Raw genomic sequence first — 19,119 nt, forward strand, 5'->3', positions numbered from 1 at the left:
CGCCATGGCTGAGTACATTCTGTCGATCGACCAGGGAACGACGTCCAGCCGGGCGATCATCTTCGATCACAGCGGAAGCGTCGTGGCCTCCGGTCAGAAGGAGCACGAGCAGATCCTGCCGAAGGCGGGGTGGGTAGAACACGATGCGGCCGAGATCTGGCGCAACGTGCAGGAGGTCATCGGTCTCGCGCTCACCCGGGCTCATCTCACGCGGCATGACATCGCCGCGATAGGGATCACGAATCAGCGCGAGACGACTGTGGTATGGGACCGACATACCGGCGAGCCCGTCTGCAACGCGATCGTGTGGCAGGACACGCGTACGCAGGAGATCGTCGATCGCCTGGCCGCCGACGGCGGCGTCGACCGTTTCAAGTCGATCGTCGGGCTGCCACTCGCCACCTACTTCTCGGGTACGAAGCTCACCTGGATCCTCGAGAACGTCGACGGCGCGCGGGAGAAGGCGGATGCCGACGACCTGCTCTTCGGCACGACTGACTGCTGGGTGCTGTGGAACCTCACGGGCGGCGTCGACGGTGGTGTGCACGTGACGGATGTCACGAACGCTTCACGCACGATGTTCATGGATCTGGAGACGCTGGAATGGCGCGACGACATCCTGGATGTGTTCGGAGTGCCGCGCTCCATGATGCCGGAGATCCGCTCGTCGTCAGAGGTGTACGGCACCGCCGAGAGTTCATCGCTGCTGCGCGAGACGCCGATCGCAGGCATCCTCGGCGATCAGCAGTCGGCCACCTTCGGACAGGCCGCATTCGGCAGCGGTGAGAGCAAGAACACCTACGGCACAGGCTGCTTTCTGATCTTCAACACAGGTGAAGAGGTCGTGCACTCCAAGAACGGTCTGCTCACCACCGTCGGATACAAGCTGGGCGGCGGGCCGACGCACTACGCCCTGGAGGGCTCGATAGCCGTCGCCGGCTCACTCATTCAATGGCTGCGCGATCAACTCGGGCTGATCTCGTCAGCGCCGGAGGTCGAAGAGCTCGCCGACAAGGTCGACGACAATGGCGGCGTCTACATCGTGCCCGCGTTCTCGGGCCTGTTCACGCCGTATTGGCGCCCGGACGCGCGCGGTGCGATCGTCGGCCTCACCCGCTTCGCCAACCGGAACCACATCGCGCGGGCTGCGCTGGAGGCGGTGGCGTTCCAGACGCGCGACGTGCTCGATGCCGTGAACGCGGATGCTGATTTCGACCTCACGGAGCTGAAGGTCGACGGTGGCATGGTGGCGAACGATGCGCTGATGCAGTTCCAGGCCGACATCCTCGGTGTGCCGGTGGTGCGGCCGGTCGTGACCGAGACGACCGCGCTCGGCGCCGCGTACGCCGCGGGGCTCGCCGTCGGCTTTTGGAGCGGTCTCGAAGACCTGTCCGCCAACTGGCAGGAAGATCATCGATGGGAGCCGACGATGCACGCGGATGAGCGCGACCGCCAGGTTCGACTGTGGCGCAAGGCCGTGACGAAGTCGATGGACTGGGTCGACGACGACGTGCGCTGAGCCCGACAGCGAAGTCCGAGGGGCCAGTCGTGCACGTATGTGCAGATCACCTCTGTTTCGCCCGTTCAGCATCCGTTCAGCTAATAGTCTCCCCAAAGGTCACGAGTACTCGCCCCTGCGGACGGGGCGCCTTTCACTGAGGAGAGAACCATGAATCAACGATCAGCGCGGAGGAACGGCTTCTGGCTGGCACTGTCGCTCCTGCTATGCCTGATCTCGGCGGTTGGCGCGCACCTGGTGCAGACCCAAGCCGGCTCGGTCACCGTCAAGGACATGCAGTGGGAGACATCATCCGGTCGGATGCTGAACGCGCTGCTGTTCGTTCCCGATGACGCCACTGCCGACGATCCCGCACCCGCGGTCGTGGTCAGCCATGGCTGGTGGAACAACCGGGAGATGCAGGATGCCAACTACGTCGAACTCTCGCGACGCGGTTTCGTCGTGCTGTCGATCGACATGTACGGCCATGGCAACTCCGACCCGCTGCCGGTCGACGAACTCGAGGTAGGCGGCACCGGCATGTACGACGGTGTCAAGCTCATCGCGGACCTGCCTTATGTGGACTCCACCCGGATCGGTGTCACGGGGCACTCCAACGGCGCCCGCGCGGCGAACTTCTCCATCGCGCTCGACGATGCCGCCGACGAGCAGTTGATCTCGTCGGTGTTCCTGGTCGACAACGAGGCGATGTATCTGGACCAGGATGGCGCATACGCCAACCTCTACGGCACCCGAGACGTTGGCCTGGTCGCAGACCAGTACGACGAGTTCTTCTTCCGCAGTTACAACGCAGAAGGCGTGCCGCTGACCACGCCGCGCGAGTTCGCCACCACCGACAACGCGCAGTCGTTTCTGAACTTCGGGACGGATCCGGCCAGCGGCGAACAGCGCGAGATCGACACCGTCTACACGGAGACGATCGACGGACAGGACGCGATCCGCGTGCTGCACACGCCGCCGCAGACCCACCCGTGGGGCACCATCTCCAAGTACACCGTCGCGGATCTCGTCGACTTCTTCGACCTGACACTGGACGCACCTCACAGCATCGAAGGGACCGATCAGAACTGGCAGATCAAGGAGGCGTTCACCGCCCTGGGTCTGGTGGGCTTCGTGATGTTCCTCGTGCCGTTCACCCGTCTGCTTCTTGGCACCCGGGCGTTCGCGGGACTGCGAGCAGATGAAGTCACCCCCGCAGGTCCCGCGGGACGCACCGGCCTGGTCTGGTTCTGGGGAGGGCTGGTCGTCTCGGCGATCATCTCGGCGTGGTCGTACATCTGGCTCAGCCAGCAGCCATGGTTGGCTGCCCTCTCGTTCAACGCCGTCCCGAACCCAATCCCCACCGGCTCGGTGTTCTTCATCGGCGTGTGGGCCGCGTTCAACGGGATCGTCGCGATCATCGTCATGCTGCTGTCGTACTACCTCTTCGGCAAGAAGAGCGGTGTGCGCCTGCGTGATCTGGGTATCTTCCCTGGATGGTTCAAGCTCCTTCAGAGCATCGCGCTGGCGTTCGTGGTCACGGCTGCCGCGTTCGGCCTGGTGTTCCTCGCCGACTACTTCTTCAAGACCGACTTCCGTCTGTGGGTCGTTGCGATCAAGTGGTTCCCGCAGGACAAGATCTGGTATGCGTTCTTCCTGCTGCCCCTGTTCCTGATCTACTTCGTCGCGAACTCCGTCGCGATCAACCTGTTCAACCGCTTCACCCTCGGTGGTCGTGAATGGCTGAACACCGCCGTTCTGGCGCTGTTCAACTCGCTGGGACCGATCGCGCTGGTGGTGGCGCAGTACGTCACCTTCGCCATTTCCGGTGAACTCATCCCCGGTTTCGGCGGCATCTTCAGCATCTGGCTGATCCCGGTGGTCCTGATCCTCGCGGTCAGCGCGGTGATCTCTCGGAAGATCTACCGGGCGACGAACAACCCGTACATCGGGGGCGTTCTGAATGCAGCGATCGTCGTGCTGATGTCGGTGTCCAACTCGCTGGTGATCAGCTACTGACTGCACGAACAGCGAAGCGCCCCAGGGAACTCTGGGGCGCTTCGCTCGTATTCAGCCCTTGCCGAAAAGCTTCTGGATCTCGGCGAGGTCGGCTTCGCTGGGCGCAGCCTGACCGCCGCCGAGGCCGAATCCCGAACCGGTGGGGTTCGTGTTCGCAGTGGTGACGCCGGCGTTCTCCGCCGCCCGCTTCGCGGGATTGCCCGAGCGCGATCCGCCCTTGCCCTTCGCGCCCTTCTTGCCACGCTTGGCGGACGCCCCGGGCTTGCCCATCGGGCCCATGCCGGGGATCTGCGGCGTACCGCCGCGGGCAACGGTCTTCATCATCTTGGCGGCCTGCTCGAAGCGCTGCACGAGCTGGTTGACGTCGGTGACGGTCATTCCCGAACCGTTCGCGATACGCAGTCGGCGTGAGCCGTTGAGCACCTTCGGGTTGCGGCGCTCGCCCGGAGTCATCGAGCGGATGATCGCCTCGGTGCGGTCGATCTCGCGCTCGTCGAAGTCGTCGAGCTGCTGCTTCATCTGGCCCATGCCCGGCAGCATGCCCAGCATCTTCTTCATCGAGCCCATCTTCTTCATCTGCTGAAGCTGGTCGAGGAAGTCCTCGAGGGTGAAGGCCTCGTTGGCGAGCTTCTCGGCGACCTTCATCGCCTCTTCTTCATCGAAGGCCTGCTGGGCCTGCTCGATGAGGGTGAGGATGTCACCGAGGTCGAGGATGCGGCTCGCCATGCGGTCCGGGTGGAAGGGCTCGAGGTCTTCGAGGTTCTCGCCCGTCGAGGCGAAGATGATCGGGCGTCCGGTGACCGAAGCAACCGAGAGTGCGGCACCACCGCGGGCGTCGCCGTCGAGCTTGGACAGCACGACGCCGGTGAAGTCGACGCCCTCCTGGAAGGCCTTGGCGGTGTTGACCGCGTCCTGTCCGATCATCGCGTCGATGACGAACAGCACCTCATCAGGGCTGGTCGCCTTGCGGATGTCGGATGCCTGCTTCATCAGCTCGGCGTCCACGCCGAGGCGTCCGGCCGTGTCGATGATGACGACGTCGTGCTGGTGCCGGCGTGCGTGCTCGACGCCGTCCTTGGACACCCGCACCGGATCGCCGACGCCGTTGCCGGGTTCAGGCGCGTAGATGGCGGCACCGGCGCGCTCGGCGACGACCTGGAGCTGGTTCACGGCGTTCGGTCGTTGCAGGTCGGCGGCCACGAGCAACGGCGTGTGTCCTTCGCCCTCGAGCTGCTTCGCGAGCTTTCCGGCGAAGGTCGTCTTACCCGAGCCCTGGAGTCCGGCGAGCATGATCACGGTCGGCGGGTTCTTCGCGAACTCGAGCCGACGCTGTTCGCCACCGAGGATCGCGACGAGTTCCTCGTTGACGATCTGCACGACCTGCTGCGCGGGGTTCAGAGCGCGATTGACCTCGTCGCCCAATGCGCGCTCGCGCACCTTCGCGGTGAAGTCCTTGACGACGACAAGCGCGACGTCGGCGTCGAGCAGGGCGCGACGGATCTCGCGGACGGTGCCGTCGACATCGGCGGGCGTCAGCTTTCCCTTCGTGCGCAGATTGCGGAAGGTCTCGGTGAGCCGATCGGAGAGCGTGCCAAAGGTAGCCATGGTGCCTCCGATTCTACGCGAGCAGAGCGGCAACCCTGAGCCGCGCGCCGAGCTCAGCGATCGCGCCTGCTCGACTGGACCTGCATCGGCCGCTCAGCCCCAGGGGAGATCGTGGATGCTACGCAGCGCCTGGTCGAACTGTGCCTCCAGCGAAGCATGCCCCGCCCCCTGTTCGGCCCACACGCGCAGCGAAGAGAGCACGGCCGTCGCCAGCGCCGAGCCGAGGATGTCGGCACGGATCCCGTCGATGCCTGCGCTGCGTGCGGTGGAGGCGACCGCCGAGGCGATGCGAGCGTGCCGCAGGCCGGTGTCGCGCAGCAGCTCTGCCTCCAATCCCATCGCCGAGGCGTTGCGCAGCGCGAGAGTCAACGGGTCTGGGGCGAGGTCCCTCAGCACCGGCTCCAGCGCGGCGCGGACCCCGGGCCCGTCGGCATCCGTCCCCAGCGCTGCCAGCGCCACCAGCGCCGCGTCGATGCGCGCGTCGAGACCCGACCACAGCACGTCGCTCTTCGATGAGAAGTAGTTGAAGAAGCTCGACCGGCTGACCCCCGCTCGGCGAGTGATGTCGGCGACGGAGGTCGCGTCGTACCCCTGCTCGAGGAACAGCTCGCACGCGGCCTCGGACAGGGTTTCGCGTGAGGACGCCCGCGGGCGCCCGGCGCGCGGCTCGGTCTGCATAGCGATCAGCGTAGCCGCGCGCGTCGCTCGCCGCCGCTGCCCGGAGGGCGTATGCTTGGCCACACCGCATTCTTGGACTGCATCCAACAATTGGGAAAGGCGCCGTCGATGATCGACATCCTCACCCCCGGACTCGCCCCCGACTACGTGCCGTACCTCGACGGCTGGGAGCTGCAGCGCAGCATCCACCACGACGTCGTGGCAGGCACCCGACCCGACACCCTGCTGCTGCTCGAGCACGAAGCCGTGTACACCGCCGGCAAGCGCACCGAACCGCACGAGCGGCCGCAGGACGGCACGCCCGTGGTCGACGTCGACCGTGGCGGCAAGATCACCTGGCACGGCCCCGGCCAGCTCGTCGGCTATCCGATCGTGCGCCTGCCCGAGCCGATGGACGTCGTCGCGCATGTGCGCCGACTGGAACGGCTGCTCATCAGCATCCTGAATCCGCTCGGCGTCGACGGCTACCAGGTCGACGGACGCAGCGGCGTCTGGGTGCGCCGCCCCCTCAGCGAGGACAAGGTCGCCGCGATCGGCGTGCGCGTGCAGCAGGGCGTGACCATGCACGGATTTGCCATCAACTGCGACAACACCCTCGCCGGATTCCGGGGCATCATCCCGTGCGGCATCACCGATGCAGGTGTCACCACCGTGAGCGAAGTGATCGGCGCCCATGTCACCCCGGCCGACATCGTGCAGGCGGTCACCGACGCCTTCGTCGCCGAATTCGCAGACGAGAAGGAGGTCGCCGCGTGAGCGCCGCCAGTCCCGAGGGCCGCAAGCTGCTGCGCCTGGAGATCCGCAACAGCGAGACACCGATCGGGCGCAAGCCCGAGTGGATCCGCACCAAGGCGAAGATGGGCCCCGAGTACCAGGCGCTGCAGTCGCTGGTGAAGACCGAAGAGCTGCACACGGTCTGTCAGGAGGCCGGCTGTCCCAACATCTTCGAGTGCTGGGAAGACCGCGAGGCCACCTTCCTGATCGGCGGATCGCAGTGCACCCGCCGGTGCGATTTCTGCCAGATCGACACCGGCAAGCCCGCCGACTACGACACCGACGAGCCGCGGCGCGTCGCCGAGAGCGTCACCCGGATGGGGCTTCGCTATGCGACCGTCACCAGCGTGGCGCGCGACGATCTGCCCGACACGGGCGCGTGGCTGAACGCCGAGACCGTGCGGCAGATCCACGCGCAGAACCCGAACACCGGAGTCGAACTGCTCGCCAACGACCACAGCGGCAACCCGGACTACCTGGGCCAGATCTTCGACGCCCGCCCCGAGGTGTTCGCACACAACGTCGAGACCGTGCCGCGCATCTTCCGGCGCATCCGCCCCGCCTTCACCTACGAACGCTCACTGAACGTCATCACGCAGGGACATGAGGCGGGGCTGATCACGAAGTCGAACCTCATCCTGGGCATGGGCGAAGAGCCCGCCGAGGTGATCGAAGCACTGCAGGACCTGCGCGGCGCCGGATGCGACATCATCACGATCACGCAGTATCTGCGTCCGTCGCCGCGGCACCTGCCGGTGGCCCGCTGGGTCAAGCCCGACGAGTTCGTGGACTTCAAGGCCGAGGCAGAGAAGATCGGATTCCTCGGCGTGCTGGCCGGTCCCCTGGTGCGCTCGTCGTACCGCGCAGGCCGGCTGTGGGCACAGTCGATGCTGTCGAAGGGACGGGAGATCCCACCCCACCTGGCGCACATCGCGGACGGAGTCGAACTCGGATTCGCGCAGGCCGTGTAGACAGTCCCTGTGGGCCTCGGGCCCGCGGGAGTGAAGGGGCCACGCGCCCCGAGGCTCCGTGCAGCGCGTCAGCGATGCTCGGAGTGGGCGTGGGGATCAGTCGGCGCTCATCACCGACATGACCGATCCGTCTGAACCGAGATTGACCAGCAGCACATCGTCGGTCGAATCGGCGTCGAGGGCGTACTCGAGCACAGCGAAGGGCTCGCTGCCGCCGTGCTCGTCGGCCAGGATCGTCATGCTCGACAGGCTGAGCGAGCGGATGATGTCGACCGCGGCGTCGCCGCTGACGTCGACCAGCACGTCCTCGAGTTCGTCGCCGTACGCCTCCTGCTGCTGCAGCACGTACTCGGTCACCTCGCTGGTGCGGTCGTCGACCTCGGCGAGCATGGCGCGGCGCACGACGGCGTCCAGAGCCTCGATGTCGCCGATCAGCCCCGCTGCCGCGTCGAGAGCGGCCGACGAGACGTCGTCCTGGTCCGGCGCGGTGAGATCCACCGTCACCGACTGGTCGCCGAACTCGACCCGTTCGGTCCAGAAGATGGCACCGTCGGGCCCCGAGGAGAGGACTCCGAAGTAGTCGTGTTCGATCGCCATATCGCTATGAAACCAGCCTCTGTGCCGCGGCGGTAGTCCTACGCGCCGACGAGCGACTGAACGAACACGTGGGGGGTGAATCCGGTCAGGTCGTCGATGCCCTCACCCTGGCCGAGGAGCTTGACCGGGATGCCCGTGCGCTCCTGTACGGCCAGCACGAAGCCGCCCTTCGCGGAGCCGTCGAGCTTGGTGATGACCAGGCCCGTCACACCGGCGTGCTGCAGGAAGGACTCCGCCTGCATGACGCCGTTCTGCCCGGTGGTCGCATCGAGCACCAGCAGCACCTCGCTGATCGGCGCCTGCTTCTCGATCACGCGGCGCACCTTCGACAGCTCGTCCATCAGGCCGGACTTGGTGTGCAGCCGGCCCGCCGTGTCGATGATGGCGATCTCGATGCCGTTGTTCTTCGCATACTCGACGGTCTGGAATGCGACCGAGGCGGGGTCCTGCCCCTCGTGCTGCGGTCGCATGATCGCCGCTCCCCCGCGCTGCGCCCACGTCGCCAGCTGCTCGACGGCGGCGGCACGGAACGTGTCGGCGGCGCCCACGACGACGCTGCGCTCGTACCCGCGCAGGAACTTGGTGAACTTGCCGATGGTGGTCGTCTTGCCGACGCCGTTCACGCCGACGACCAGCACGACGGCGGGACGCTCGGTGAGCTTGAGCGTGGTGTCGAACTTCGCGAAGCGCTCTTCGAGCGTCTCGCGGAGCATCCGCTGCAGATCCTTCGGGTCGGTCGTGCGGAACCGGTCGACCTTCTCGCGCAGCTCGTCGACGAGCTGTTCGGTTATGTCGGGCCCGAAGTCGGCGGTGATCAGCGCCGTCTCGAGGTCGTCCCACGTGGTCTCGTCGATGGTGGGCTTGACGAACATGCCGCGCAGCGCGCGACCGAGGGACCAGGACTTCTCCGCCATGCCTCCAGCCTACGATGACGGGATGACTCTCCGACGCCTGTACGTCCACGGTGCAGGGCGACGCGGCGCGGCTGCGTGGCCGCACGCCGACGCCGCAGACGCCGACTTCGTCTCGTTTCCGAAGGAGTCGTCGATCGCGGAGCAGGCGGACGCGCTCGTGGCGTCGTTCGGCGATCGGATGCTGATCTTCGCGCACTCGATCGGAGCGGTGCCCGTCGTCCTGGCCGCGGACCGGCTGAACATCGCCGGTCTGGTGCTCGTGGAGCCTGCGCTGTACGACATCATCCGTGGTGACGAGGCGATCGAGCGGCACATCGGGATCGTCAGTGACGCCCGAGCGCAGGCGGATGCTGGTGACCTGCGCGCGTTCTGGGCGATCCTGCGCCCCCTGATGTTCGACGGACCGTTCGATCCCGACACCTGGGATGACGAACGCGCCGTCGCGCAGCACTGGTCGACGACGAACCTCCCGTGGGGGCACGGCGTGCGTGCCGGCATGCTCGCGGGCATCCCGACGCTGGTCGTGACAGGCGGCTGGAATCAGGAGTACGAGGTGATCGCCGGAAAATTGGCATCCGAAGGGGCGCAGCACATCGTGCTCGCGGGTGCTGATCATCGCGCGCAGGACACGCCCGGCTTCGCTGCGGCCGTGGCCGCCTTCGAGCGCGGCCTCGGCTGAGCGCGTCGAATTCGAACTCAGGATGCTGCGGCGCGGTCACCCACCCGCTGGCCGACGACGGCCGAGACGCCGTCCTGGCGCATCGAGACGCCGTAGAGGGCGTCGGCGATCTCCATCGTGCGCTTCTGATGGGTGATCACCAGCAGCTGTGAGCTCTCGCGCAACTGCTCGAACACAGTCAGCAATCGGCCGAGATTCGCGTCGTCGAGTGCCGCCTCGACCTCGTCGAGGATGTAGAACGGACTGGGCCTCGCCTTGAAGATCGCCACGAGCAGCGCGACCGCCGCCAGAGACCGCTCGCCGCCGGACAGCAGTGACAGCCGCTCGATCTTCTTGCCGACCGGGCGCACGGCGACCTCGATGCCCGTGGTGAGCATGTTCTCGGAGTCGGTCAGCGAGATGCTGCCGGTCCCGCCGGGGAACAGCAGCGGGAACACCTCGGTGAACGCCTGCTTCGTGTCCTCGAACGCGCTGGCGAAGATCGTCTCCATGCGCTCGTCGAGTTCCGAGATGATCGTCAGCAGGTCCTGGCGCGTCTTGGTGAGGTCGGCCAGCTGCTCGGTGAGGAACGCGTGCCGCTGCTCGAGAGCGGCGAACTCCTCCAGCGCCAGTGGGTTGACCCGTCCGAGCTGTGACAGCTTGCGCTCGGCGTCCTTCAGCCGGCGCTCCTGGATGCGGCGGTCGTACGGGATCGCCGTGTCGTCCTCGTCGTCGCGTTCGACGCCAGGATCGCGGGGAACCAGCTGATCCGGCCCATATTCCGCAATGAGAATATCTTCGTCGAGGGCGAGTTCGGATGCCACGCGCTCGAGCAGACCGTTCAGGTGCAGTTTCTTCTCGTGGATCTGCAATTCCAGCCCGTGCACGCTCTCGGTGAGGCCTGCGAGCCTCTCGCGCAGCGACACCTCCTGCGCGCGCAGCGTCGTGAGCTCCGCGTTGTGGGCGGCACGCTCGGTCTCGGCCGCAGCCAGCGCGAGCCGAGCCTCGCTGACCGAGCGGTCGAGAGAGTCGAGCACCCGTGGCAGCTCCTCTGCCACCGCTGACGCCGCCTCACGCTGTGCACGGCGGATCACCGCGCGCCTGGCGGCCTCAGCGGCAGCATCCCGTTCCTGCGCGCGCTGTCTCTCCAGCGTCACCACCCTGGCCTCGGCGGCCCTGACCCGCTCGCGCAGCGTCTCGATCTCGAGTCGCGCGCGCACCTCGCCCTCGCGGGCGGACTCGAGCGCTTCGAGCAGTCCGTCGCGTGCCGACGCGTCGAGGACCGGCCGCGGCTCGGACTGCGATGTCTCCAGTTCCGCCTTCGCGGAGGCAGCGGCCTTCTCAGCATCCGCGACAGCCGTCTGCGCCTGCGCCAAACCGGCTTCGAGTCGCTCGCACTCGGCGACGGCGGCCTCATGCTGCACCGTGACGCGGTTGACCTGCTCGGCGTGGGTGGCCAGTGCCGCATCGTGCTCGCGCAGCGCGCGCAGTGCATCCTTCGAACGCCGCCGCACCGTCTCGACGCGGTCCGTCGCGTCGGTGCGCGCCTCGCGCAGACTGTCCACGATCACGCGCACCTCGGCGAGACGCTCGGTGGCGGCATCCCGCTCCGCGGCGAGTTCCAGCCTCGAGGTCTCCCCCGATCCTGCACGCATCGTGTGCGCGGTGATCACTTCACCGGTCTTCGTGACGATCGTGGTGAGCACGTCGCCGAGGCCGTCGAGGGCACCTCGCACGGTACGGCCCGTCGGGAGATCATCGACGATGAGCACCGGCGTGAGGATCGCCTGCACTCCCGGAGGTGCCGTCACGACGTCTGCGGCACGCACCGTACCGGGGATTCCACTCGCGACGGCATCCCCCGCGATGGTCCCCTCGGCGATCACGAAGTCGACGGTGCCCCTGGCACCGTCCGCGACCAGCGCGAAGGCGTCGTCGACGCGATCCACGAGCACGCCCTCGGCCAGCGGGCCGAGCACGGCCGCGATCGCCGCCTCGTAGCCGGCACGCACCTGCACGGCGTCACCCACCAGCCCGCGCACGCCGTCCGCGCCGGCGGCGACGATCTCGGCGGCCCCGCCCGAAAGCGCCAGTGCGCTGCCGAGCGCCGCAGCCTTCGCGGTGAGGGCATCCGCCTCGCGCTCGGCCTCGTGCAGCCGTTCCCGCAGGGTATCGCGATCCGCCTCCGCGCCGGTGACCTCCTTCTGGGCATCCTCGTAAGCCGTGGTGTGCTCCGCCGCTGTGCCCTCGGGCGCCTCGGCGTCGTCGATCGCCTCGAGGGCCTCCGCCGCTTCACGACGTCGGCTGTGGGCGGCTTCCAGTGCCTGCTCCTGGCGCAGCACCGCGCCGCGCACGGCGGCGAGGGTGGATGCTGCCGCCTCGGCGTTGCCACGCAGGGTGCTCAACCGCATGTCGTAGGCCGAGACGAGCGCGCTCTGCTCGGCGATGTCGACATCGAGGGTGTCGAGTTCGGCACGGGCGTTCACGACCTCGCGGCTGGCGGCCGCGGCGGCGTCCTGCGCGTCTCCGAGCCCCTCCGAGATCCTGGTGATCTCATCGCGCGCCTCGTCGATGGTGTCCTGCGTCACGGTGATCGCGGTGATCGCGTCGTCGTCGTCCGCTCCGAGCAGCGCGAGGCGCTGGTTGGCGAGCGTGAACAGGCTGCGCATGCGGTCCTGCGCCTGTTCGAGTCCGAAGGCGACCCGGCGCGCCTCGTCGACCGCCGCTGAGTTCTGCTGCTGCTCGAGGCGCTGAATGCCCGTGCGCACTGCATCGGCCTGCTCTGCCAGCACGAGCCGTTCGGTGTGGCGCTCCTGCTCGGTGCGGGTGTGGTCGGCGAGTGCTGTGCGCAGCGCCACCACATCGTCGGCGAAGATGCGGGCCTTGGCGTCGCGCACGACGGCCGCGATGGTCTGCGCCTCGCGTGCGATCTCCGCCTGACGACCGAGAGGCTTGAGCTGACGTCGGATCTCGCCGGCGAGGTCGCTGAGCCGGGTGAGGTTCGTCTCCATCGCGTCGAGCTTGCGCAGGGTCTTCTCCTTGCGCCGGCGGTGCTTGAGGATTCCTGCCGCCTCCTCGATGAACCCGCGGCGGTCCTCAGGTGACGCCTGCAGCACGGTGTCCAACCGGCCCTGCCCGACGATCACGTGCATCTCTCGACCCAGGCCGGAGTCGCTGAGCAGCTCCTGCACGTCGAGCAGACGGCAGCTGGAGCCGTTGATGGCGTACTCGCTGGAGCCGTTGCGGAACAGCGTGCGGCTGATGGTGACCTCGGCGTACTCGATCGGCAGCGCGCCGTCGCCGTTGTCAATCGTGAGCTGCACCTCTGCGCGTCCGAGCGGACCACGTGTGGAGGTGCCCGCGAAGATGACGTCTTCCATCTTGCCGCCGCGCAGTGTCTTGGCGCCCTGCTCGCCCATCACCCACGCGAGCGCATCGACGACGTTCGACTTGCCGGAGCCGTTCGGGCCGACGATGCAGGTGACCCCCGGCTCGAACACGAAGCTCGTCGGCTGCGCGAACGACTTGAAGCCCTTGAGTGTCAGGCTCTTCAGGTGCATGCCGGCGCCCTCGCGGTCAGGTGGATCACGCCCATACGCTACCGGAACGACCGTCATCGACGTGGAGCCCGCGCGGCGGGCGGCGAGGATGCGGACCCCCGCGACACGCCGGTGGCGGAAGAAAATTCTTGACGCGACCCACGTCGGTCGCTACCGTGACTTATCGACCTGATGAGAGGAGGCCGCTGATGATGATCACGAAGCTTGATGCCCGGTTCGATACCGCGTCGCTCGTGCCAACGTTCACCGTTGCGTCTGCGGCCTTCGGGTACACCGCGGGCTAGAACCACGCCGCCTCTCACGATCTCTCGGGCTTCTTCTGCCTGATCGATGATCGACCGTCGTCGCGCTGCGCGCGACCGACATCCCCGCCCGATGCACGGGCCCTTCTGGGGTCGCCTCTCCTGGCGTCCCCGTCCTGGTTCGCGGCGATCGCCGCGTGTGGTCGCCGCGAGCCGCCCTCCTCCAGAGAAAGCACACCGACAGTGAGCACCATCGTGCTGACGGATCGTCAGCAGAACACGTCCATCCATCCGCCGGATACCAGGGATCGTCAGATCCTCACCATCCCCGATCAGGAGGGTCTGCGCCGCCTCGCGGTCGCCGATCGCCTCCGCCTTCGCATCGGCCTGTGGCTGCTGCAGCACAGTCTGCGCAGCGACCGCTCGCCCTCCCCGGGCGCACCGGACCTGCAGTATCTGCAGCTCCAGCTGCTGAATGAGCGCCAGTCCGTCGCGCTGCTCACCTACGGGCAGCAGCGCGGAATGTACTGAGGAGACGAATGATGACCATCTCCCTTCCCGCCGGTGCGACCCTGCATCCGCTCGAGCTTCCCGCCCGGACGGATGCGGGGCCCTCCCCGCTCATCCGCGAGTATGCCGCGGTGCGCAACGCCGTGATTCTCGAGGAGACCGGCCGCGACGACGACGCGCAGACGCCCGAGGAGCTGCTTCCGATGCTGCGCGGCGACGCCGACACCACGCGTCGACAGTGGTACATCGAGATCGACGGCGCCGTGGCCGGGTGCGTGCCCCTCACGATCCTCAACGACGACGGCGCCGCCACGGCCATGGGCACCATCGCTCTGCTCAAGAAGCACTGGGGTCAGGGTATCGGCACCGCTGCACTGCGGTTCGTCGTGCACCACGCTCGCGACGCGGGCGTGAACAAGCTGCTGTGCTGGAACGAACACCGCACGGACGACGCGGATGGCACCCTCGCTTCGCCGACGGGCTTCGGCTCGGTGCCGAACGACCACAGCGCGCGCTTCCTGCAGCGCCACGGATTCCGTCTCGAACAGGTCGAGCGCGCCAGTGAACTCGTCTGGGACGACGCGACCGGAACCCATCTGGAGCAGCTCCGCGATGCGGCGCGGGCGCATGCTGAGGGCTACCGCGTCGTGCAGTGGACGCTGCCCACGCCCGAGCAGCATCTCGAGGGCTACGCCTGGATGAAGTCGCGCATGTCGACCGACGTGCCGGATGCCGAGCTCGGGATGCCCACCGAGGTGTGGGATGCCGACCGCGTGCGCCGGCACGACGCCAGATACGCCGCGCGCGGGTCGCGCGTGCAGGTCACCGCGGCCGAGCACATCGCCACCGGCGAGCTCTGCGCGTTCAACGAGCTCGCCATCGTCGGCGCCGACGACGCGAAGACCGACCAGGAGGACACCCTCGTGCTGTCGCAGCATCGCGGGCACCGACTCGGCATGCTCGTCAAGACCGCAGGCCTGCTGAGCTGGCGTGAGCGCTACCCGCGCTCATCGCGTGTCGTGACCTACAACGCCGAGGAGAACCGTCCCATGCTCGACATCAACGAGGCCATCGGCTTCACTCCGGTCGCCTATGAGGGCGCCTGGCGAAAGGACCTGTCATGACCTCGACGATCTCCCCCGGCATCACGATCACCGAGATGCCCGTGCCCGCCCACCTCGACGCCCCCGACGCAGCCGACTTCTACGCGGTCGTCGCGTTGGACAACGCCGTCTGCCTGAGCGATTCCGGGCTCGACGACTACGCGGGCACAGCCGCCGAGGCCCTGCCGCGGTGGCAGGCGAGCGACGACCAGATAACGAGGACGTTCATCGCCCGGGAGGACGGGCGGATCGTCGGCGCCATCATCGTGCGCTGGGCCGTCGCCGAGCCCACGAGCGCCGAGGCCGAGCTGATGGTGCTTCCCGAGCACTGGGGCCGCGGTGTGGAGCAGGCCCTGCTCGATCGAGCCGAGACGGAGGTGCGCGCGCTCGGCCGCAAGGTGATCCAGGCATGGACGCTGCACCGCACGGACCCGGGCCCGTCTCCGTTCACACCCAAGACGGGATACGGTCGCGTCTCGGCGTCGCCGCATGCCCGGCTGCTGGCCGAGAACGGCTTCACGCTCGCGCAGGTCGAGCGCAGCAGCGCGTTCGACCTGCGGGCGGACCCCGCGCCGATCGAGCGGATGCTGGCCTCCGCGCTCGCAGCGGCCGGCGACGATTACCGCATCGTCGAGTGGACGCTGCCGACACCGCCCGAGCATCGCGATGGCTACGCTTGGGCGCTGTCGCGGATGTCGACCGACGCGCCGAGCGGTGATCTCGATGTCGATGAGGAGACCTGGGACGCCGACCGCCTCGCGCGCCGTGATGAGCGCGTGATCGAGGGTGGGCAGACCATGTCGGTGGTCGCCGTCGAGCATGTGCCCACGGGTGCGCTCGCCGCGTTCAATGAGCTCGTCATCGGCTCCGACCCCGCCGGTGTGACGCACCAGTACTGCACTCTGGTGCTGAAGGAGCATCGCGGTCATCGACTCGGTCAGGTCGTCAAGTGCGCGAACATCCTGCGCTGGCGCGACATCGCGCCGGCCTCGGCGCGCATCAACACGTTCAACGCCGAGGAGAACCGGCCGATGCTCGACATCAACGAGGCGATGGGGTTCCGGCCGGTGTCTTACGCCGGCGCATGGCAGAAGACGCTGAGCTGACCCGCGCACGCGGATCATCCCCGAGGATGACCGGGGTCGACCCGGATCATCCTCGGGTTCGATGACCGCGCACAATCGACGGATCAGACTCGAAGCATGAACGATCCGATCCTGCTCGCCCACTCGCTCACCAAGACCTACGGCACCACCCGCGCTCTCGCCGGCGTGGACGTCGCGGTGCAGCGCGGCGAGTCGCTGGCGATCATGGGGGCTTCGGGATCGGGCAAGACCACTCTGCTGCACGTGCTGGCGGGTATCGTCGCACCCGACACCGGCTCGGTGATGTTCACGCCCGCATCGGGCATCCGTCTCGATGTGGCGACGATGTCGGAGACGCAGCGATCGCGGCTGCGGCGGGAGCGCTTCGGATTCGTGTTCCAGCAGGGTCTGCTCATCCCCGAGCTGACAGCGATCGAGAACGTCGCGCTGGCGCTGATGATCAACGGCACACGACGCGCCGAGGCGACGGCGCAGGCGGCGGCCTGGCTGCACTCGCTGGGGCTCGCCGGCATGGAGGACAGGCGAATCGGCGAGCTCTCGGGCGGCCAGGCGCAGCGGGTGGCGATCGCCCGCGCGCAGGTCACCGGAGCGGAGCTGATCTTCGCGGACGAGCCCACCGGCGCCCTCGACTCCCAGACGTCGACTGAGGTGATGGATGCCCTGCTCTGGTCGACCACCAGCCAAGGCCGCACTCTCGTCGTGGTGACTCACGACCAGCAGGTCGCCGCGCGGTGCTCACGGGTGCTGCGCATGCGCGACGGCGTGATCGTGCCGACGGAGGTGGCGGCGTGAACCTCGCGGTGATCCGTCTGCTGCTGCGCCCGGAGAGAGGGCATGCCGCCACGCTCGTGCTTCCGGCCGTCGCCTTCGCGATCGTGAGCGCACTGGCGCTCACCGTGATCGGCGGGGCCCAGACGTTCTGGACCTGGACCGACGAATACGCGATGACCTATCAGACGCTCGCCGCTGTCGCTCTGGTTCTGCTCGTCATGCCGCTCGCTTCACTGGGCGGCGCGGCGGCGCGGCTCTCGGCCCGCCGCCGCGACGAGCGACTGTCGACGCTGCGGCTGCTCGGGGTCACGCCCTTCGGTGTCGAGGTGGCGACCGTGGTGGAGTCGACGATCATCGCCGCTGCCGGAGTGCTCTCCGGCATCCTGCTCTATCTTCTGCTTGTGCCCGCCGTGGGGCTGATCCCGTTCCGGGGTCAGGCGCTGGGGGCGGCGTCCGTACTGCTGCCGCCCGCAGCGATCGCCCTGGTCGCCGCCGGAGCGGTGCTGCTCGCGATCGCGAGCGCCGTGCTGGGACTGCGACGCATCATCATCTCTCCCCTGGGCGTCCGAACGCGCGCACAGGGCGCCCCCGTGCACTGGGTGCGGGGTGCCGCGGCGGCCGTGCTGCTGCTGGTGGCGTTCCTCATCGCACAGGCGGTGCCGTCCATCGCGGGCGCCGTCGCGATCACCGTGACGCTTGCCGCCCTGTTCGCCGGGACGATCATGCTGCTGAATCTGATCGGCCCCTGGGCGCTGAAAGTGATCGCCAAAGGGCAGGCGCGACGTGCCGCGACGCCCGAGCGACTGCTGGCCGCACGCACCGTGCTGGACTCGCCCAAAGGCGCCTGGCGCCAGGTCAGCGGGGTCGCGATGGCGAGCTTCATGGCGGTGTTCGCCGGCACGGGGGTGTCACTGATGAGCCTGATGAGCGCCGACGATGCAGACGCCGACCAGGTGGCGCTCGCGACCGACATGCGCACTGGCCTGATCATCACCCTCGTGGCGTCGTTCCTGATGGTCGCCGCCTCCGTCGGTGTCACCCAGGCCTCGGATGCCCTCGATCAGCGTCCTCTGCATCGCAGCCTGCACCAGCTCGGCGTGCCGATGAAGACCGTCGACGCGGCGCGACGCCGGTCGATCATGTCGCCGCTGTTGGTCACCGCACTGGGCTCGGCGCTCTGCGCGGCGGTGGTCGTGTTCCCGCTGCTGGGAGCCGCGCTCCTGGTGGCCCCGCTCTCGCTGATGACGATCGCGCTCGTGCTCGGCGTGGGCATCGGCATGGTGTGGCTGAGCACTCTGGCGACCAGACCCCTGCTTCGGCCGGCTTTCCTCGCGGCCTGACAGGGCCTGGCAGAGCCTGGCAGGATGGGGCGATGATCATCAGCACGCCCCGCCTGATCCTGCGCGAGCTGACCGAGGACGACCTTCCGGCGCTGCGCGCCATCCTGCAGGATGCTGAGACGATGCGCGCCTATGAGGGCGCCTTCGACGAGCAGATGGTGCAGGCGTGGCTGCCGGAGTCGATCAGTTTCGGCGGTTGGTGCTTTTACCAGAACGGCAGCAGCGTCGCAAGCTGTGCTTTTGCTGCGAGTCAACTATGTTCGAGTCGGAGGGCAATGATGAGAGGACACGGGCTTGTAGTTATCTTGCTCGCGCTATGCCTAGGTGCCCTCGGTGGATGCGCGCCGGAGCAGCAGCCGCCGATGGAGAGTGATCGATCTCAGTTCTCCGCCCCGGCAGGCGGTTTCATCGCGCAAGTTGTCGTCTCGGGCGCTGAGGGAGCCACCGTTACGTGGATTGACGACAGCGCCAAGCTCATCATCACCACCGAAGGCAGTTCCTCGTGCCCACTCGTACCTCTGCGGCTCGACGGGGAGGACCAGGACACGATTGTGCTAGGGCGTGATGACGGAGGAAACGATGTCTGTTCGGCCGACCTTGGCCCCACGAGTTCCACAATCGCGCGACCCAAGTCCTGGGATCCAGGCATCCAAATCGTCGGCACATACACCGACACCGAACTGTATCTGACGCCATCTCGCTAACCCACAGAAGCAAGATCCATGCGAAAAATGCTCGTTCGATCCACTCTCGCGTTTTCCGGATTTCTCATA

At 67.6% G+C, this 19,119-nt stretch carries 16 protein-coding genes; 11 read left to right on the forward strand and 5 right to left on the reverse strand.

Annotation, left to right across the window (positions count from 1 at the left end; genetic code table 11):
* Positions 1-4: 4 nt before the first annotated feature.
* Both glpK and WDU99_RS04925 read left to right on the forward strand, forming a co-directional pair.
* Complete coding sequence (gene glpK / locus WDU99_RS04920) at positions 5-1,519, forward strand: glycerol kinase GlpK (protein WP_337331322.1); 1,515 nt, start codon at positions 5-7, stop codon at positions 1,517-1,519.
* Positions 1,520-1,669: 150 nt separating this feature from the next.
* A complete protein-coding gene (locus WDU99_RS04925; RefSeq protein WP_337331323.1) occupies positions 1,670-3,517 on the forward strand; it encodes an alpha/beta hydrolase family protein in 1,848 nt (615 codons plus the stop codon).
* Positions 3,518-3,568: 51 nt separating this feature from the next.
* Here WDU99_RS04925 and ffh read toward each other — a convergent pair whose 3' ends face one another.
* Positions 3,569-5,122 (reverse strand): signal recognition particle protein, encoded by a 1,554-nt coding sequence (gene ffh, locus WDU99_RS04930; protein ID WP_337331324.1) that lies wholly within the window; start codon positions 5,120-5,122, stop codon positions 3,569-3,571.
* A 93-nt stretch (positions 5,123-5,215) separates the two neighbouring features.
* The gene (locus WDU99_RS04935; RefSeq protein WP_337331325.1) at positions 5,216-5,800 is read right to left on the reverse strand and encodes a TetR/AcrR family transcriptional regulator; all 585 of its coding nucleotides are present in this window, start codon (positions 5,798-5,800) and stop codon (positions 5,216-5,218) included.
* 108 nt (positions 5,801-5,908) lie between these two features.
* On the opposite strand from WDU99_RS04935, the gene lipB reads away from it, so the two are divergent.
* Together lipB and lipA are read left to right on the forward strand one after the other, a co-directional pair.
* Positions 5,909-6,556, forward strand: coding sequence for a lipoyl(octanoyl) transferase LipB (gene lipB, locus WDU99_RS04940; protein ID WP_337331326.1), 648 nt, complete (start codon positions 5,909-5,911; stop codon positions 6,554-6,556).
* Positions 6,553-7,545 carry a lipoyl synthase gene (lipA, locus tag WDU99_RS04945; protein WP_337331327.1) on the forward strand — a complete coding sequence of 331 codons (993 nt, stop codon included), beginning with the start codon at positions 6,553-6,555 and terminating at the stop codon, positions 7,543-7,545. Before lipB ends, lipA begins: the two co-directional genes overlap by 4 nt.
* Positions 7,546-7,641: 96 nt before the next feature.
* On the opposite strand, the gene WDU99_RS04950 is transcribed toward lipA, so the two are convergent.
* Entirely contained in the window at positions 7,642-8,142 is a 501-nt protein-coding gene (locus WDU99_RS04950) for a DUF2004 domain-containing protein (protein ID WP_337331328.1), read from the reverse strand.
* A gap of 38 nt (positions 8,143-8,180) precedes the next feature.
* Positions 8,181-9,056 (reverse strand): signal recognition particle-docking protein FtsY, encoded by an 876-nt coding sequence (gene ftsY, locus WDU99_RS04955; protein ID WP_337331329.1) that lies wholly within the window; start codon positions 9,054-9,056, stop codon positions 8,181-8,183.
* 22 nt (positions 9,057-9,078) lie between these two features.
* Between ftsY and WDU99_RS04960 the strand changes: the two genes are divergently transcribed.
* Entirely contained in the window at positions 9,079-9,735 is a 657-nt protein-coding gene (locus WDU99_RS04960; protein WP_337331330.1) for a hypothetical protein, read from the forward strand.
* Positions 9,736-9,752: 17 nt separating this feature from the next.
* Here the strand turns inward: WDU99_RS04960 and smc are convergent, their stop codons facing one another.
* On the reverse strand, positions 9,753-13,274 hold the full coding sequence (smc, locus tag WDU99_RS04965) for a chromosome segregation protein SMC (RefSeq protein WP_337331331.1): 3,522 nt from the start codon (positions 13,272-13,274) through the stop codon (positions 9,753-9,755).
* Between the two features lie 485 nt (positions 13,275-13,759).
* Here smc and WDU99_RS04970 point away from each other — a divergent pair, with 485 nt between their 5' ends.
* The 6 genes from WDU99_RS04970 (at position 13,760) to WDU99_RS04995 (ending at position 19,050) form a co-directional block, all read left to right on the forward strand.
* Complete coding sequence (locus tag WDU99_RS04970) at positions 13,760-14,047, forward strand: hypothetical protein (protein WP_337331332.1); 288 nt, start codon at positions 13,760-13,762, stop codon at positions 14,045-14,047.
* A gap of 11 nt (positions 14,048-14,058) precedes the next feature.
* Complete coding sequence (locus WDU99_RS04975; protein ID WP_337331333.1) at positions 14,059-15,150, forward strand: GNAT family N-acetyltransferase; 1,092 nt, start codon at positions 14,059-14,061, stop codon at positions 15,148-15,150.
* Positions 15,147-16,235: a GNAT family N-acetyltransferase gene (locus tag WDU99_RS04980; protein ID WP_337331334.1), complete on the forward strand. Its 1,089-nt coding sequence runs from the start codon at positions 15,147-15,149 to the stop codon at positions 16,233-16,235. The genes WDU99_RS04975 and WDU99_RS04980 overlap by 4 nt, the downstream gene beginning before the upstream one ends.
* 96 nt (positions 16,236-16,331) lie before the next feature.
* Positions 16,332-17,027, forward strand: a complete 696-nt coding sequence (locus WDU99_RS04985) for an ABC transporter ATP-binding protein (RefSeq protein ID WP_337331335.1) — start codon at positions 16,332-16,334, stop codon at positions 17,025-17,027.
* Complete coding sequence (locus WDU99_RS04990; RefSeq protein WP_337331336.1) at positions 17,024-18,346, forward strand: permease; 1,323 nt, start codon at positions 17,024-17,026, stop codon at positions 18,344-18,346. Before WDU99_RS04985 ends, WDU99_RS04990 begins: the two co-directional genes overlap by 4 nt.
* A 32-nt stretch (positions 18,347-18,378) precedes the next feature.
* Complete coding sequence (locus WDU99_RS04995; protein ID WP_337331337.1) at positions 18,379-19,050, forward strand: GNAT family N-acetyltransferase; 672 nt, start codon at positions 18,379-18,381, stop codon at positions 19,048-19,050.
* Positions 19,051-19,119 lie beyond the last annotated feature (69 nt).

It is taken from the genome of Microbacterium bandirmense (genome assembly GCF_037204185.1).
Taxonomy (GTDB): domain Bacteria; phylum Actinomycetota; class Actinomycetes; order Actinomycetales; family Microbacteriaceae; genus Microbacterium; species Microbacterium bandirmense.

Coding starts and splice junctions, on each gene's coding strand:
- glpK (WP_337331322.1), top strand. CDS start 5: ATGGCTGAGTACATTCTGTCGATCGACCAGGGAACGACGTCCAGCCGG.
- WDU99_RS04925 (WP_337331323.1), top strand. CDS start 1,670: ATGAATCAACGATCAGCGCGGAGGAACGGCTTCTGGCTGGCACTGTCG.
- ffh (WP_337331324.1), bottom strand. CDS start 5,122: ATGGCTACCTTTGGCACGCTCTCCGATCGGCTCACCGAGACCTTCCGC.
- WDU99_RS04935 (WP_337331325.1), bottom strand. CDS start 5,800: ATGCAGACCGAGCCGCGCGCCGGGCGCCCGCGGGCGTCCTCACGCGAA.
- lipB (WP_337331326.1), top strand. CDS start 5,909: ATGATCGACATCCTCACCCCCGGACTCGCCCCCGACTACGTGCCGTAC.
- WDU99_RS04950 (WP_337331328.1), bottom strand. CDS start 8,142: ATGGCGATCGAACACGACTACTTCGGAGTCCTCTCCTCGGGGCCCGAC.
- ftsY (WP_337331329.1), bottom strand. CDS start 9,056: ATGGCGGAGAAGTCCTGGTCCCTCGGTCGCGCGCTGCGCGGCATGTTC.
- WDU99_RS04960 (WP_337331330.1), top strand. CDS start 9,079: ATGACTCTCCGACGCCTGTACGTCCACGGTGCAGGGCGACGCGGCGCG.
- smc (WP_337331331.1), bottom strand. CDS start 13,274: ATGCACCTGAAGAGCCTGACACTCAAGGGCTTCAAGTCGTTCGCGCAG.
- WDU99_RS04975 (WP_337331333.1), top strand. CDS start 14,059: ATGACCATCTCCCTTCCCGCCGGTGCGACCCTGCATCCGCTCGAGCTT.
- WDU99_RS04980 (WP_337331334.1), top strand. CDS start 15,147: ATGACCTCGACGATCTCCCCCGGCATCACGATCACCGAGATGCCCGTG.
- WDU99_RS04985 (WP_337331335.1), top strand. CDS start 16,332: ATGAACGATCCGATCCTGCTCGCCCACTCGCTCACCAAGACCTACGGC.
- WDU99_RS04995 (WP_337331337.1), top strand. CDS start 18,379: ATGATCATCAGCACGCCCCGCCTGATCCTGCGCGAGCTGACCGAGGAC.